The 15,369-nt window shown below is 69.4% G+C and carries 14 protein-coding genes; 4 read left to right on the top strand and 10 right to left on the bottom strand.

Going from position 1 to position 15,369, the window contains the following annotated elements:
* Window positions 1-54 precede the first annotated feature (54 nt).
* Genes LL239_RS04425 through LL239_RS04415 form a run of 3 tightly spaced genes read right to left on the bottom strand, consistent with a single transcriptional unit; the run spans window position 55 to window position 3,522 of the window.
* Window positions 55-1,410, bottom strand: a complete 1,356-nt coding sequence (locus LL239_RS04425; RefSeq protein ID WP_228162234.1) for an aldehyde dehydrogenase family protein — start codon at window positions 1,408-1,410, stop codon at window positions 55-57.
* Window positions 1,407-2,186 carry a gamma-glutamyl-gamma-aminobutyrate hydrolase family protein gene (locus LL239_RS04420; protein WP_228162233.1) on the bottom strand — a complete coding sequence of 260 codons (780 nt, stop codon included), beginning with the start codon at window positions 2,184-2,186 and terminating at the stop codon, window positions 1,407-1,409. The genes LL239_RS04425 and LL239_RS04420 overlap by 4 nt, the downstream gene beginning before the upstream one ends.
* Complete coding sequence (locus tag LL239_RS04415) at window positions 2,167-3,522, bottom strand: glutamine synthetase family protein (protein WP_228162232.1); 1,356 nt, start codon at window positions 3,520-3,522, stop codon at window positions 2,167-2,169. The genes LL239_RS04420 and LL239_RS04415 overlap by 20 nt, the downstream gene beginning before the upstream one ends.
* Window positions 3,523-3,667: 145 nt before the next feature.
* On the opposite strand from LL239_RS04415, the gene LL239_RS04410 reads away from it, so the two are divergent.
* Window positions 3,668-5,203 (top strand): amino acid permease, encoded by a 1,536-nt coding sequence (locus LL239_RS04410; RefSeq protein WP_228162231.1) that lies wholly within the window; start codon window positions 3,668-3,670, stop codon window positions 5,201-5,203.
* A 50-nt stretch (window positions 5,204-5,253) separates the two neighbouring features.
* On the opposite strand, the gene LL239_RS04405 is transcribed toward LL239_RS04410, so the two are convergent.
* The 3 genes from LL239_RS04405 to LL239_RS04395 all read right to left on the bottom strand — a co-directional run bounded on the left by LL239_RS04405 (window position 5,254) and on the right by LL239_RS04395 (window position 9,060).
* Window positions 5,254-5,916 carry a hypothetical protein gene (locus LL239_RS04405; RefSeq protein WP_228162230.1) on the bottom strand — a complete coding sequence of 221 codons (663 nt, stop codon included), beginning with the start codon at window positions 5,914-5,916 and terminating at the stop codon, window positions 5,254-5,256.
* A 46-nt stretch (window positions 5,917-5,962) separates the two neighbouring features.
* The gene (locus LL239_RS04400; RefSeq protein WP_228162229.1) at window positions 5,963-6,472 is read right to left on the bottom strand and encodes an amino-acid N-acetyltransferase; all 510 of its coding nucleotides are present in this window, start codon (window positions 6,470-6,472) and stop codon (window positions 5,963-5,965) included.
* Between the two features lie 62 nt (window positions 6,473-6,534).
* Window positions 6,535-9,060 carry an ATP-dependent Clp protease ATP-binding subunit gene (locus LL239_RS04395; protein WP_228162228.1) on the bottom strand — a complete coding sequence of 842 codons (2,526 nt, stop codon included), beginning with the start codon at window positions 9,058-9,060 and terminating at the stop codon, window positions 6,535-6,537.
* Between the two features lie 191 nt (window positions 9,061-9,251).
* Between LL239_RS04395 and LL239_RS04390 the strand changes: the two genes are divergently transcribed.
* Window positions 9,252-9,878, top strand: a complete 627-nt coding sequence (locus tag LL239_RS04390; RefSeq protein ID WP_228162227.1) for a hypothetical protein — start codon at window positions 9,252-9,254, stop codon at window positions 9,876-9,878.
* On the top strand, window positions 9,875-10,108 hold the full coding sequence (locus LL239_RS04385) for a helix-turn-helix domain-containing protein (protein ID WP_228162226.1): 234 nt from the start codon (window positions 9,875-9,877) through the stop codon (window positions 10,106-10,108). The genes LL239_RS04390 and LL239_RS04385 overlap by 4 nt, the downstream gene beginning before the upstream one ends.
* A 27-nt stretch (window positions 10,109-10,135) precedes the next feature.
* On the opposite strand, the gene LL239_RS04380 is transcribed toward LL239_RS04385, so the two are convergent.
* From LL239_RS04380 to LL239_RS04370, 3 genes are all read right to left on the bottom strand, one after another.
* Window positions 10,136-10,843: a hypothetical protein gene (locus tag LL239_RS04380; protein ID WP_228162225.1), complete on the bottom strand. Its 708-nt coding sequence runs from the start codon at window positions 10,841-10,843 to the stop codon at window positions 10,136-10,138.
* 31 nt (window positions 10,844-10,874) lie between these two features.
* Window positions 10,875-12,338 (bottom strand): cardiolipin synthase, encoded by a 1,464-nt coding sequence (gene cls / locus LL239_RS04375; RefSeq protein WP_374197611.1) that lies wholly within the window; start codon window positions 12,336-12,338, stop codon window positions 10,875-10,877.
* A gap of 70 nt (window positions 12,339-12,408) precedes the next feature.
* The gene (locus LL239_RS04370; RefSeq protein WP_228162223.1) at window positions 12,409-12,594 is read right to left on the bottom strand and encodes an olfactory receptor family 2 protein; all 186 of its coding nucleotides are present in this window, start codon (window positions 12,592-12,594) and stop codon (window positions 12,409-12,411) included.
* Window positions 12,595-12,730: 136 nt separating this feature from the next.
* On the opposite strand from LL239_RS04370, the gene LL239_RS04365 reads away from it, so the two are divergent.
* Window positions 12,731-13,888, top strand: a complete 1,158-nt coding sequence (locus LL239_RS04365) for a DUF4192 family protein (protein ID WP_228162222.1) — start codon at window positions 12,731-12,733, stop codon at window positions 13,886-13,888.
* Here LL239_RS04365 and lysS read toward each other — a convergent pair.
* Window positions 13,839-15,356: a lysine--tRNA ligase gene (gene lysS, locus LL239_RS04360; RefSeq protein WP_228162221.1), complete on the bottom strand. Its 1,518-nt coding sequence runs from the start codon at window positions 15,354-15,356 to the stop codon at window positions 13,839-13,841. The genes LL239_RS04365 and lysS overlap by 50 nt on opposite strands.
* Between the last annotated feature and the right edge of the window lie 13 nt (window positions 15,357-15,369).

Genomic DNA, 15,369 nt, shown 5'->3' with positions numbered 1-15,369 from the left:
GCCATAAGTGGGACGAGGGGCGTCATAAGTGGGACGAGGTTCAGAGGGGCGGTGTCATTCGGTGGCGTAGAAGACGTTCTTGGTCTCGGTGAAGTGCTCGGCGGCATCCGGGCCCAGCTCGCGGCCGAGGCCGGAGGCCTTCATGCCGCCGAAGGGGGTGGAGTACCGCACCGACGAGTGCGAGTTCACCGACAGCACCCCGCTGCGCACGGCGCGGGAGACCCGGATGCCACGGCCCAGGTTCTCCGTCCAGATCGAGCCCGCGAGACCGTACGCGGTGTCGTTGGCGAGGCGGATGGCATCCGCTTCGTCGTCGAACGGGAGCACGGCGAGCACCGGTCCGAACACCTCCTCCCTCGCGATCCGGTGCCCCGGCTGCGCGAGCACGACGGCGGGCGCGAACCAGAAGCCGTCGCCCTCGGGAGCGGAGCCGCGGAACGCCACGTCCGCGCCGTCGAGGAAGCCCTCGACGGTGGATCGGTGGGATGCCGAGATCAGCGGTCCCATCTGCGTCTCTTCGTTGCGGGGGTCGCCGACGCGCCACGCGGCGACGGCGGGCTCGAGCAACTCGAGGAAGCGGTCGTAGACGCTGCGCTGGACGAGGAGGCGGCTGCGCGCGCAGCAGTCCTGACCCGCGTTGTCGAACACCGACCCCGGGACACCCGCGGCGGCCCGCTCGAGGTCGGCATCTGCGAAGACGATGTTGGCGCTCTTGCCACCGAGTTCGAGGGTGACGGGCTTGAGCAGGCGCGCGCAGCCGGCGGCGACCTCGGTGCCGACCTCGGTGGAGCCGGTGAACACGACCTTGTGCACGTCGGGGTGCGAGACGAACCGCTGTCCCACGACCGAGCCCGACCCCACCACGACTCGGAAGAGCCCCTCGGGCAGACCCGCCTCCCGCGCCAGTTCGCCGAGCCGGATGGCGGTGAGGGGCGTGAGTTCGGCGGGCTTGAGAACGACCGCGTTGCCCGCGGCGAGCGCCGGGGCGAAGCCCCACGCGGCGATCGTCATGGGGAAGTTCCAGGGCACGATGATCCCGACCACGCCGTAGGGCTCGTGGTAGGTCACGTCGAGTCCGCCCGCGACGGGGATCTGGCTTCCGACCAGTCGCTCGGGGGCCCCGGCGTAGTAGTTCAACACCTGGGCGACGTGCTGGGCCTCCCACCGCGCCGATCCGATGGGGTGGCCGGAGTTCTGCACCTCCAGGGCGGCGAGCTCCTCGACATGCGCCTCGACGACGCGAGCGAACGCGCGCAGTGCGTCGGCGCGGGCGACAGGCGCCAGGGCTGCCCATGCGCGCTGCGCCCGCACCGCATCGGCGACGGCGGCATCCACGTGCTCCACCTCGGCACGGGCGAGCGTCGTGATCGGCGTGCCGGTGGACGGGTCGATGACGGCGAAGGTGCTCATGCGGAGACTCCCTGATGCTCGGAGGCGGTACGCGCGGCGCGGTGGCGCGCGGCGGCGGCGACGAGGCCGAGGAACAGGCGCCGGTCTTCGGCGTTCTCCTCGGGATGCCATTGCACGGCGACGAGGTAGTCGTCGCCGCTGGTCTCGATGGCCTGCACGAGTCCGTCGTCCGTGCGCGCGGTGACCCGCAGCCCCTCCCCGACCCGGTCGATGCCCTGGTGGTGATAGCTGTGGACGGTGAGGTCTCCGGCACCGACGAGGCCGGCCAGCCGGGTTCCGGCATCCACCCGGACGACGTTCTCGGCGAAGACCCCTCCCCCGATCTTGTAGCGCTCGGTGCCGAGGACCTCGGGGAGGTGCTGGTGCAGCGTCCCGCCGAGGGCGACGTTGATGAGCTGCAGACCGCGACAGATGCCGAACACCGGGATGCCGCGCTCCCGCGCCCCGGCCAGCAGCGCCAGCTCCCACGCATCGCGGTCGGCGCGCGGCGGGTCGGTGAGCGGGTGCCGCTCGGCGCCGTACAGCTCGGGCTGCACATCGAGGCCGCCGGTGAGGATGAGACCGTCGAGGCCGTCGAGCACGGCGGCCGCGGCCTGCGCGGGTCGGGGCTGCGGCGGCAGCAGCACGGCGGTGGCGCCCGACGCCGTGACGGCGTCGAAGTACTGCTGCGGGAGGAACGACGCGCGCACGTCCCACACGCCCTGCGTGGCCCGCTCGAGGTAGGTCGTCAGCCCCACGACGGGGGTCCGGGACGGATCAGAGACGCTCGAAACCACGCACGCGCTCCCAGTCGGTCACGGCGGCGTCGAAGGCTTCCACCTCGATACGCGCCTGGTTGAGGTAGTGCTCGACGACGTCGTCTCCGAACGCCGCCCGGGCCACGCTCGACTCCGAGAACAGGCGGGCGGCCTCGCGCAGCGTCGTGGGCAGCGTGTCCACCCCGGCCGCGTAGGCGTTGCCGGTGAGCGGCGCGGGCAGAGGAAGCTTCTGCTGCACCCCGTGGAGACCGCCGGCGATGATCGCGGAAATCGCGAGGTACGGGTTGACGTCCCCGCCGGGTACGCGGTTCTCCACGCGCAGCGACCCGCCGTGGCCGACGACCCGCAGTGCACACGTGCGGTTGTCGACACCCCACGCGACGCCTGTCGGCGCGAACGACCCCTTGGCGTAGCGCTTGTAGGAGTTGATCGTCGGGGCGTACAGCAGCGTGAACTCGCGCAGGGTGGCCAGGATGCCGGCGATCCAGTGCTCCATGAACGGGCTGAAGCCGTGCTCACCGTCGCCGGCCATGACGGCCTCGCCGTCGTCGCCGCGCACCGACAGGTGGATGTGGCAGCTGTTGCCCTCGCGCTGGTCGAACTTGGCCATGAAGGTCAGCGACTTGCCGTGCGCGTCGGCGATCTCCTTCGCGCCGTTCTTGTAAATCGTGTGGTTGTCGGCGGTCTCGAGCGCCTCGGCGTAGCGGAACGCGATCTCCTGCTGGCCGTCGTTGCACTCGCCCTTGACGCCCTCGCAGTACATGCCGGCACCGTCCATGCCGCGGCGGATGTCGCGCAGCAGAGGCTCGAGCCGTGTGGTGGCGAGGAGGTTGTAGTCGACGTTGTAGTCGGTCGAGGCGGTGAGTCCCGTGTAGCCCTTGCCCCAGGCATCCCGGAACGAATCGTCGAAGACGATGAACTCCAGCTCGGTGCCGACGTAGGCCTGCAGCCCCGAAGCGGCCAGCCGCGCGCGCTGGGCGTTCAGGATGCCACGCGGCGACTGCACCACGGGGGCGCGGTCCTCCCACGCGAGGTCGGCCATGACGAGCGCCGTCCCCTCCTGCCAGGGGACGCGACGAAGGGTGTCGAGGTCGGGGACGAGCAGCATGTCGCCGTAGCCCTTCTCCCAGCTCGACATCGCGTAGCCCTCGACGGTGTTCATGTCGACGTCGACCGACAGGAGGTAGTTGCACGCCTCGGCCCCGTGCGGCAGCACCTCGTCGCGCCAGAAACGGGCGGCGACGCGCTTGCCGACGAGCCGGCCCTGCGCGTCGGGGAACGCGACGACGACGGTGTCGATCTCGCCGGAGTCGATCGCGGCATCCAGTTCCGCGGTGGTGAGATTGCCCGCCATGGTCTCTGCCTCTCGCCTGCTCGAATCCCCGAACCGAGGACGTAACGAGGAACTTACACGCCAAAGGTAGACAGGTCGACCAATAGGGGTCCATGATCTTCCGCAAAGGCGCGCCCGAAGCCTGTCCGATACGTCTGGAGGCCCCATGTCCACCTCGAGCAGCTCCCGGAAAAAGGTCGCCGGGGCCACCTATACGGCGACCGACGCCACCTACTTCGAGAAACGCACGCTCAAACGCTCGGCGGGAGTGTGGGGCCTGTGGGGTCTCGCCGTCGCCGCCGTCATCTCGGGCGATTTCTCCGGGTGGAACTTCGGCATCGGCTTCGCCGGCTTCGGCGGCATGCTGATCGCCTTCGTCGTGCTGGTGATCATGTACTACGGCCTGACGTTCTCGATCGGCGAGATGGCCGCGGCGATGCCGCACACCGGCGGCGCCTACTCCTTCGCGCGCTCCGCGATGGGGCCGTGGGGAGGCCTGGCCACGGGCCTCGCCGAGACGATCGAGTACGTCGCGACGACGGCCGTCGTCGTCTACTTCTCCGGGCAGTACGCCGATTCGGCCTTGGAGCTGCTCACCGGCGTCAGCCTGCCGCCCTTCGTGTGGTGGCTCATCCTGTACGCGGTCTTCATCGCCCTCAACGCCGCCGGCGCCAACATCTCGTTCGTCTTCGCGATCGTCGTGTCGGTCATCTCGATCGGCATCATCGTGGTGTTCGGCATCATGGCGCTCGCGACCGGGGCGTTCGACTGGGGTTCGCTGTGGGACCAGACGCCCGACCCCGGCCAGTCGGCGTTCCTGCCGTTCGGGGTCTGGTCGATCCTGCTCGCGCTCCCCTTCGCGATGTGGTTCTTCCTCGGCATCGAGGAGCTGCCCCTCGCCGCGGAGGAGTCGCACGAGCCCGCCCGCGACATCCCCCGCGCGGGACTCTGGGCCCGCGGCACGCTCATCATCACCGGCCTCATCGTGCTGTTCCTCAACACCGGCGTGCTCGGGTCGGATGCCACAGGCCAGTCGCTCGAACCGCTGCTCGACGGCTTCCGCGCGATGGTCGGCGATCAGGCCGCCGCTCTGCTGTCGCTCCTCGCGCTCATCGGACTGCTCGCCTCGCTGATGGGCATCATGTTCGCCTACGGGCGCAACATGTACTCGCTGTCCCGAGCCGGCTACTACCCGCGGTGGCTGTCGCTCACGGGCGCGCGCAAGACTCCCTGGGTCGCGCTGGTGTTCGGCGCCGCGCTGGGCTTCCTCGCCCTCGTGGTCGTGCAGGCGGCGGGTGGGGATGCCAGCCCCGCCGGCGCCATCGTGCTGAACATCGCCGTGTGGGGCGCAGTCGTGGCGTACTTCCTGCAGATGGTGTCGTTCATCGTGCTGCGGCGGAAGTTCCCGAACGCGGTCCGCCCGTACAAGAGCCCGTGGGGCCTGTTCGGCGCCTACTCGGCGGCGATCATCGCCGCGATCGTGTTCTTCGGTCTGCTGCTAAACCCGGCGTACCTGCTCGCGATCGTCGCGATCATCGCGGTGTACGCCGTGATCTTCATCGGCTTCGCGCTCTACGGACGCCACCGGCTCGTGCTCTCCCCCGAGGAGGAGTACGCCCTGTCCGGCGGCCTGCACCGCGACCCGCAAGAAGAGGGCTATGACGCGATGGAGGGCGAGGTCTTCGGCGACACCCGCTCCTGACCGGAACGTCAAGAGGGGCGGATGCCGCGTGGCATCCGCCCCTCTCACCGTCACTGCAGGATGAACGACGCGGTGCCGGCGGAGGGGATGCCGCCGATCGACACGCTCAGGTGGTACGTGGCGCCGCCGCCCGGGGCGAACGGACGCTCGCCCTGGCACGAGCTCACCGACGAGCGCGTGCGGTCCCACGTCAGCGGCGCCGCGCTGGTGACCTGTTGGCCGGCGGCGAGGGTGACCTCCATGTCGCTGGGCTCGGACTGGCAGTCCGTCGACCGCCACCACACGTCCGAGCCGCTGGTGACGGTGAAGGACTGGGCGCTCGTGCCCACGTTCATCGTGCAGGGGGTCGCCGAGGTGTTGGTGAGGCGGATCGACAGCTGCGGGTTCTCACCCTGCGCGTACTCGCCCTTGTCTGTGAGCGCCTCGACGGTGATGTCCGCCGGAGCGCATTCCACGGGGCCGGCGGGCGCGGTCGGCGTCGGCGTCGGCGTCTCCGACGGCGTCGGCGACGGCGCGGGCTCGGCCGCGGACGGCACGGGAGCGGAGCTGCTCGCCACGGGCGCCGGGTCGGCGACGGGGGCGGAGCGCCACGGCGGCGCCGCGACGAGCCACACCACGAGGCCGATCACGAGCAGCGCGAGGAGCGCGGCGGCAAGCCGGCGACGACGGTAGACCGCCGGGGACTGCCGCCGCCTGCGGGGGGCATCGGTCATCGTTCCAGAGTAGGCGGCGCGGCTGCGAGCCCGCGCCATGCCGCGCTCACAGGTGCTTGAGCATCCGGGTGTTGCCGAGGGTGTTCGGCTTCACGTGCGCGAGGTCGAGGAACTCTGCGACGCCCTCATCGGGGCTGCGGACGAGCTGCGAGTACACGTCGGGATCGACGACCTGCTCGCCGATGGGTGCGAACCCGCGGCGCGTGAAGAAGTCCACCTCGAAGGTGAGGCAGAACAGACGCGTGACCCCGAGCGCCCGCGCATTCTCCTCCAGCACCTCCACGATCGCCCGTCCCACACCGTGGTGCAGCCAGTCCTCGTGCACGATGAGCGTGCGGATCTCGCCGAGGTCCTCCCACATGACATGCAGGGCGCCGCAGCCGATGACCTCGCCGTCGACCTCGGCGACGACGAACTGCTGCACCGAGCCGTACAGCACGACGAGGTCCTTGCCGAGCAGGATGCGCTTCTGGACGAACGGCTCGAGCAGTTCGTGGATGCGTCGGACGTCGGCGGTTCCGGCGGGGCGGACGACGAACGGCGCGGGGGAAGTCATCGTCCCAGCGTACGACGAGGGCCCGGATGCCATGGCATCCGGGCCCTCGTGCTGTCGTCGTGTCAGTTGCCGGCGACGATGTCGGGCGTGGCCGAGATCTCTCCGGCCGTGCCGACACCGATCGCGACCTTGTCGCCGCGAGGGCCGCTCTCGAACGTGAACTGCCCGTTCTCGACGCCGATCTTCACGTGGTCGCCCGACTCGAGCTCACCGTGGAGGATCTTCTCGCTCAGGCGGTCTTCGACCTCGCGCTGCATGGCGCGGCGCAGCGGGCGGGCACCGAGCGTCGGGTCGAACCCGATCTCGATCAGCTTGTCCTTCGCGTCGTCCGAGACCTCGATGGTCATGTCGCGGTCGAGCAGACGGTCGGCCAGATGCTTGGTGAACAGCCCCACGATCTGGCGCAGCTCGTCCTTGTTCAGCTGCGGGAAGACGATGACGTCATCGACGCGGTTGAGGAACTCGGGCTTGAAGTGGCGCTTGAGCTCTTCGTCGACCTTGCCCTTCATGCGCTCGTACGACGTCTGCGCGCTGCCCTCGACCTGGAAGCCGACCGGACCACCGGCGATCGCGGACGAACCGAGGTTCGTCGTCATGATGATCACGGTGTTCTTGAAGTCGACCACGCGGCCCTGACCGTCGGTCAGACGACCCTCTTCGAGGATCTGCAGGAGCGAGTTGAAGATGTCGGGGTGAGCCTTCTCGATCTCGTCGAACAGCACGACCGAGAACGGCTTGCGGCGCACCTTCTCGGTGAGCTGGCCGCCCTCTTCGAACCCGACGAACCCGGGAGGGGCACCGAACAGACGCGAGACGGTGTGCTTCTCACCGAACTCCGACATGTCGAGCGAGATCAGCGCGCCCTCGTCGTCGAAGAGGAACTCGGCGAGCGCCTTGGCGAGCTCGGTCTTTCCGACGCCCGTGGGGCCGGCGAAGATGAACGAGCCGGACGGACGCTTGGGGTCCTTCAGGCCCGCGCGCTGACGACGGATCGTGCGAGAAAGAGCCGCGATCGCCTGCTCCTGGCCGATGACGCGCTGGTGCAGCGCCTTCTCCATGAACATGAGCCGGCTGGTCTCTTCCTCGGTGAGCTTGAACACCGGGATGCCGGTCGCCTGGGCGAGCACCTCGGCGATCAGGCCCTCGTCGACCACCGCGTGGGAGGCGACGTCGCCGCTTCGCCACTGCTTCTCCAGGCGCAGACGCTCGGCGAGGAGCGACTTCTCCTCATCGCGCAGGGCTGCGGCCTTCTCGAAGTCCTGCTCCTCGGAGGCCTGCTCCTTCTGCTCGCGGACCTTGGCGATCTTCTCGTCGAACTCACGCAGCTCGGGCGGGCTGGACAGGATCGACAGGCGCAGGCGGGCGCCGGCCTCGTCGATCAGGTCGATGGCCTTGTCGGGCAGGAACCGGTCGCTGATGTAGCGGTCGGCGAGGTTGGCGGCCGCGACGATCGCGCCGTCGGTGATCTGCACCTTGTGGTGCGCCTCGTAGCGGTCGCGCAGCCCCTTCAGGATGTTGATCGCGTGGGGCAGGCTCGGCTCGGCGACCTGGATCGGCTGGAAGCGGCGCTCGAGGGCGGCATCCTTCTCGAAGTGCTTGCGGTACTCGTCGAGCGTGGTGGCACCGATCGTCTGGAGCTCACCACGGGCGAGGAGCGGCTTGAGGATGGATGCCGCGTCGATCGCACCCTCGGCGGCACCGGCACCCACGAGGGTGTGGATCTCGTCGATGAAGACGATGATGTCGCCGCGGGTGCGGATCTCCTTGGTGACCTTCTTCAGACGCTCCTCGAAGTCGCCGCGGTAGCGGGAACCGGCGATGAGCGAACCGAGGTCGAGCGAGTAGACCTGCTTGTCCTTGAGCGTCTCGGGCACGTCGCCCTTGACGATGGCCTGGGCGAGGCCCTCGACGACCGCCGTCTTTCCGACGCCGGGCTCACCGATGAGGACGGGGTTGTTCTTGGAGCGACGCGAGAGGATCTGCATGACCCGCTCGATCTCCTTCTCGCGCCCGATGACGGGGTCGAGCTTGTTGTCGCGCGCGGCCTGCGTGAGGTTGCGGCCGAACTGGTCGAGCACGGCCGAGCCACCCTGGGCGGCGCCCTGCGACTGCTCGCCGGCGCCGGAGGCGACACCCGCGGGCTCCTTGCCCTGGTAACCCGAGAGCAGCTGGATGACCTGCTGACGCACCTTGTTCAGGTCGGCGCCGAGCTTGACGAGCACCTGCGCGGCGACACCCTCGCCCTCGCGGATGAGCCCGAGCAGGATGTGCTCGGTGCCGATGTAGTTGTGGCCGAGCTGCAGCGCTTCGCGCAGCGACAGCTCGAGAACCTTCTTCGCCCGCGGCGTGAAGGGGATGTGGCCGGTCGGCTGCTGCTGACCCTGGCCGATGATGTCCTGCACCTGCTCGCGCACGGCGTCGAGCGAGATGCCGAGGGACTCGAGCGCCTTGGCGGCGACACCCTCGCCCTCGTGGATGAGGCCGAGGAGAATGTGCTCGGTCCCGATGTAGTTGTGGTTGAGCATCTTCGCCTCTTCTTGGGCGAGCACAACCACGCGACGGGCACGGTCGGTGAATCTCTCGAACATCCTCAGTCCCTCCAGGAATGGGCTGACAGGCACGCCTCCGCGCGCCGTACATCGAGAGTAACCAGCGGCCGGATGCCGCGGACGCGTGTTCGCCGTGGGCATACCCGGCGCGGCGTCGGACTTGCGTCGGACATCGAGAATCGATAACTTATCGACAATCAGTAACATCGAATATCGATAAGGAGTGAGTCATGGCATCCCCCCGTCCGACCTCGCGCATCCTCTCCCGCGGCGACACCGTCGGGTTCCTGTTCTTCATCGTCCTGGGAGTGGGACTGGCCGTGTGGGCCGTCGTGCACAGCGTCATCACGATCATCGAGGCCCTGCCGAACCGCGACGTGCGGGTGGCGGCACCGTTCCTCGACACGGTCGCACAGGCACCGCTCGGACCCGACGGCGCTGCCGTCCCCGTCGAACTCGGCAGCGGGGTCGTCGTCGCCTCCGAGCTTCCCCTCGCGTCGCTCTGGGCGCTGGTGATCGCGGAGACGCTCTTCGCGGCAGTGGTGGTGACCGTCGTCGCGCTCCTACTCGTCCTCACCGCCGGAATCCTGCGCGGCCGCATCTTCAGCAGACGCCACACCGTCATCGTCTCGACCGTCGGCGTCGTGGCGCTGGTGGGGCTGGCAGGCGTCCCCTTCTTCCGGAACATGGTGGCCAACGGCGCCCTCGCCCGGATCTCGGAGTACACGTACGAGCGAGGGCTGGTGCAGACGGTCGACCTGCCGGTGCTCTTCGGCGCTGCCTTCGTCGCCGCTCTCGCCGGCACCGTGTTCTCGGTCGGCGACCGCCTCCAGCGCGACACGGAGGGACTCGTATGACCCCGGCGGGCGAAGACGACGGGCCCAGCGGCATCCATTGCAGGCTCGACGAGCTGCTCGCCGAACGGGGCATGACCCTCACGCGACTGAGCGAGCTCGTCGGGGTCAGCATCGTCAATCTCTCCGTGCTGAAGAACGATCGTGCCCGTGCGATCCGTTACTCGACGCTCGCGGCGATCTGCCGCGCGCTGGAGTGCGAGGTCGGCGACCTGCTGGTCGTTCAGGGGTAGGTCCGCGCCACGCCCGCCGGGAGGACGTCAGCGCCCGAGCAGCGGGACGGGTCCGTCAGAGGCGATGTTCCCTCCCGACAGCGTCAACTCGACGGCTCCGTCCCCGGCGATCCCCGCGAGGTCGACGAGCGTCACCCGTGGGGCGAGGTCCATCGTGCACACCTGGTCTGCCGGCGGATCGGCGAACGTCACGACGACACCGCCCTCCGTGGAGGTCACGGCCTCCACCTGCGGGCGGCATCCGGAGCTTCCCCAGGTGAGGATCGCCGCGAGCGACTCGCCGGCCCATCCGGCGCTGGGCGCGAACTCCGCGACCGGAGCCGGGACCGCCGCGAGACCCGCGAGCGAGGCGGAACCCGCCACCGCCCCGGTGACCACGACATCGAGGCTCTTCGTCGGGTCGACGCCGGACGGGAGCGCGACGTACGTCGCCCGCGGCGCCATGTCGCGCGTGCACGCGCCGTCGGCGGTGTCGACGAGGTCGACGGTGAGCGTCTCGCCCTCGAGCACCGGCTCCCCCGCTGTCGGCACGCACGAGGAGCTCCCGCGCGTCACGACGGCGATACCGCGGCCGGCGTCGAGCCACGCCGCGTGCACCTCCGTGGGGACGTCCGACGTCGATGGGTCCGCCTCGCCCGGAGCGGGAGAAGATGTGGCGCCCGTCGCGCAGCCCGCGAGGAGCCCGGCGGAGAGGATGCCGACGCCCACGAGGGCGAGCAGGGAACGGCGGATCATCGGGACCTCCGGAAGGGTGTGGGAGCGTCGCTCACTGCAGCGCCGAAGTGAGGCGGGCGAGGTTGTCGAGGATCGTGGACCGCAGCGGCTGGCGCCGCCACTCCTCGACCGTCAGTTCGCGGCTGAGGGTGCGGTAGACGTCCTCGACGCGTTGCATGTCGCGCACGAACTCCTCCCCCCGCACGAGCATGGAGATCTCGAGGTTGAGACCGAAGGAGCGCATGTCCATGTTGCTGGACCCGATCACGGCGACCTCGTCGTCGATGGTGAGGCTCTTGCTGTGCAGGATGAAGGGCTTGCGGTACATCCAGATCTTCACACCGGCGGTCAGCAGCGCCTCGTAATAGCTGCGCTGGGCGTGGTACACCATCGCCTGATCGCCCTCCTCCGAGACGAACAGCTCGACATGGACCCCGCGCTGGCACGCGGTCGTGATGGCCAGGAGCAGCGCCTCGTCGGGGACGAAGTAAGGGCTCACGATGATGATGCGCTCACGCGCGGCGAAGAGGAGACCCAGGAACAGCTTGAGGTTGTTCTGGAAGTCGAAGCCCGGACCCGAGGGCACGATCTGGCAGTCGAGGTCTCCGGGACCGGACTCGACGCTGAACAGGTCGATCTCGTCGGCCAGCGTCTCGTCGGTCTCGCTGTACCAGTCGCTGAGGAAGACGGCGTTGACGCTCGCGACGACAGGGCCCTCGACCCGGACCATGAGGTCGACCCAGTGCAGACCCCGGCGGATGTTCTTGCGCAGGTTGTACGAGGAGTCGGTGACGTTCTGCGAACCCATGAAGGCCACGTCGCCGTCGATGACCAGGAGCTTGCGGTGGTTGCGCAGGTCGGGTCGCTGATACCGCCCGCGGAAGGGCTGGACCGGCAGCATGAGATGCCAGTGCGCCCCCATGCGATCCAGGCGGCGCAGCGTCTGACGGTAGAACGGCTTGCCCCGGTTGGCCCAGTGGTCCAGGAGCACGCGCACGACGACGCCGCGCTCGGCGACCTCTTCGAGGGCACGGAAGAAATTGTCGGTCGAAGCGTCGGACTGCAGGATGTAGAACTCGACGTGGACGTACCGCTGCGCCCTCCGGATGGCGTCCGCCATCGCGTCGAGGCTCTCCTGGTAGTCGGCGATCAGGGTGGCGGCGTTGTCGCCCGCGATCGGCATCGCACCGAGGTTCCGGTTCAGGCGGACCAGGGCTCGGAACCAGTCGGGCGCGTTCGGCCGAAGCGTGCCGAACTCGAGCGACTCGCTGGTGTCGTGGATGTAGCGGTTGATGTCGGTCTGCTTGCGGCGGCGCTTGCGGGGCAGGCGCGGATTCCCGATCAGCAGGAACAGGAACACCCCGACGAACGGGATGAAGTAGATGGCGAGGAGCCACGCCATGGCCGCGGTGGGCCGACGGTTGCGCGGCACGATGATGACGGCGGCGATCCGGACCACGAGATCGATCACGAACAGCGCGATGACGAGCCAGCTCGCCTCGAACGTGGTGTCGATCACGGGACCTCCTGGGCGGGATGTCCCCCCAGCGTAGTGACCGGCCCCGACACGCGGGGGACCTCGGCCGTCAGCGGGCGGTGCCGTCGGAGGCGGGAAGACCGCGCTTGGCGCGCTCCTGCGCCTCGATGCGGGCATACGCCTTGCGCTCCGTGCGGTCCATCCGGATCGCCGCGCGCAGGATGAAGAAGAAGGCCGCCGAGACCACGATGGTCGGCAGGATCGCCCACAGCACGGCAGCCCACATGTTGTCCACGTCCTCAGGATACGGGTCGCGGCTGAGCGTCGGGCGGGAAGCACCTCTCCTGCACAGACCATGACCCTGTCGATGCCTCCCCAGATGACCGCCATCGCAGCGCGACCTGGCGCGCTGCTGCGCCAGTCTCATGGCCATGTCAACCATCGCCCGCGCCGGGTCCCCCGCCGAGTTCCTGGCCCTCGTCCCTCATCTGCTCGGATGCACGCCACGACGCAGTCTCGCCGTCGTCACCTTCTCCGCCGGCCGCTCGCTCGGCGCTCTCCGGGTGGACCTGCCCGATCCCGATGCCGGGGCGGACGTCGAGAGCGTCGCCTCCACCGTCGTCGGGCTGGCGTGCAAGGTCAGCCGAACGGATGCCATCGCGGTCGTCGTCTACACCGACGACCGTCTGACCGATACCGAGACGCCGCACCGGGCCCTCGTCGATGCCCTGTCGGCGCGGGCCGACATCTGCGGTCTCCGTCTGATCGACGCGCTGTGCGTCGGCTCCGACGGATGGGACAGCTATGCCGCTCCGTCCGCCGACGGCCCGCAGGCGCTCACCGACATCGCCACCGTGCTGCACCTGCCCCCGATGCCGGAGGTCGGCAACGACCAGATCGCCGCAGCGGAACTGCCCCCGGTTCCTCCGTCGGAGGCGACAGCGGTGCACCGGCTCCTGAGCGACGTCGAAGATCTGTTGTCGCGCTCGCACCGCGGTAAGCGCCTACCCGCACGTCGGCGCGCGGCGGCGGCCGGCGTTCTCGACGACCTGAGCGATCCGCCGGCGGTGTTCGAGGCCTTCGTCGCATCCGCAGCCCCTGTGGACGTCCGCGGCATGGCAGCGGTGGCGTTCAGTCTGCAGCGCCCTGCGCTGCGGGATGTCGCGCTGATGCAATGGGCCGGCGATCTGGCGACCGGCGATGCCACGTACGGTGCTCAGTCGGCCTACGCGCACGGCTCTCCGTTCCCGGAAGACCTCGCCCGACCCCTGTGGGGCGAAGGCGCTCACCCGGATCCGCCTCGGCTCCTGCGCGCTCTCGACCGTTGCCGGCACGTGGCGGCGGTCACCCCGCTCGCAGGCCGTGCGGGGCCGCTCGCGGCGTGCGCGTGGCTCGCGTGGGCGACCGGGCAGTCGACGCACGCGGCCACATACGCGGCACGGGCGCTCGAGGTCGACGCCGATCACGGCCTCGCCGGGATCGTCCGGGCGATGGCCGACCGGGGGCGACTACCCGAGTGGGTCTTCGAGCGCGGGCCGCTTACTTCACCAGCGGGAACAGGATCGTCTCCCGGATCCCGAGGCCGGTGATGGCCATGAGCAGACGGTCGATCCCCATGCCCATGCCACCGGTGGGCGGCATGCCGTGCTCGAGCGCGCGCAAGAACTCCTCGTCGATGGGCATCGCCTCGTCGTCGCCGCGCGCCGCGAGCTTGGCCTGCTCGGTGAATCGCTCGCGCTGGATCACAGGATCGACGAGCTCGGAGTACCCCGTGGCCAGCTCGAAGCCGCGCACGTACAGGTCCCACTTCTCGACCACGCCGGCGATCGAGCGGTGCTCCCGCACCAGCGGGCTGGTGTCGACGGGGAAGTCCATGACGAACGTGGGACGGGTCAGGCCGCTCTTCACGAAGTGCTCCCACAGCTCCTCGACCCACTTGCCGTGCGTCTCGTGGGCGGGAGCGTCGACGCCGGCCTCCGCACCGAACGCACGCAGCTCGTCGAGCGTCGTCTCGGGGGTGATCGTGCGTCCGCATGCCTCGGAGAGCGAGTCGTACATCGAGATGCGATCCCACTCGCCGCCCAGGTCGTATTGGGTGCCGTCCGCCCACGTCACCGTGGTCGACCCCGCGACGGCGACCGCCGCGTCCTGGATCAGCGTCTGCGTGAGGTCGGCGATGCCGTTGTAGTCGGTGTACGCCTGATACGCCTCGAGCATCGCGAACTCCGGGCTGTGCGTGGAGTCGGCACCCTCGTTGCGGAAGTTGCGGTTGATCTCAAACACCCTGTCGATGCCCCCCACCACGGCGCGCTTGAGGAACAGCTCCGGAGCGATGCGCAGGTACAGGTCGGCGTCGAAGGCGTTCGAGTGCGTGATGAACGGGCGAGCGCTGGCACCACCGTGCTGCACCTGCAGCATCGGTGTCTCGACCTCGACGAAGTCGCGCTCGGCGAACGTGCGGCGCAGGCTCGCGTTGACCTTGGCGCGGGCGAGCACCGTCTCGCGCGCACGATCGCGCACGATGAGGTCGAGGAAGCGGCTACGGACGCGGCTCTCTTCACTCAGCTCGGAGTACATGTTGGGCAGGGGCAGGACGGCCTTCGCCGCGATGGCCCAGTCCGACACCATGATGGAGAGCTCGCCGCGGCGGCTGGAGATCACCTCGCCCGAGACGAACACGTGGTCGCCGAGGTCGACGAGCTCCTTCCACGCCTGGAGCGACTCGTCGCCGACGTTCGCGAGAGACACCATGGCCTGGATGCGGCTGCCGTCCCCCGCCTGCAGGGAGGCGAAGCACAGCTTCCCGGTGTTGCGACTGAACACCACGCGACCGGCGACGCCCGCGGTCACACCGGTCTCGGCGCCGGCCTCGAGGTCGCCGTAGCGCTCTCGCAGGGCGGGGATGGTGTCCGTCACGGGCACGACCACCGGATACGGGCCACCGGCGGCGTCCGCACGTTCGTGGAGCAGGCGTTCCCGCTTGGCGAGTCGGACCGCCTTCTGCTCGAAGACGTCGTCTTCGGTCGGTTCGGCGGCGTTCGCGGGCGCGTCGGTCATCGTGAAGGCTCCT

It is taken from the genome of Microbacterium testaceum, assembly GCF_020781835.1.
Taxonomy (GTDB): domain Bacteria; phylum Actinomycetota; class Actinomycetes; order Actinomycetales; family Microbacteriaceae; genus Microbacterium; species Microbacterium testaceum_H.
This window is presented reverse-complemented; position numbering and strand designations above follow the sequence as displayed.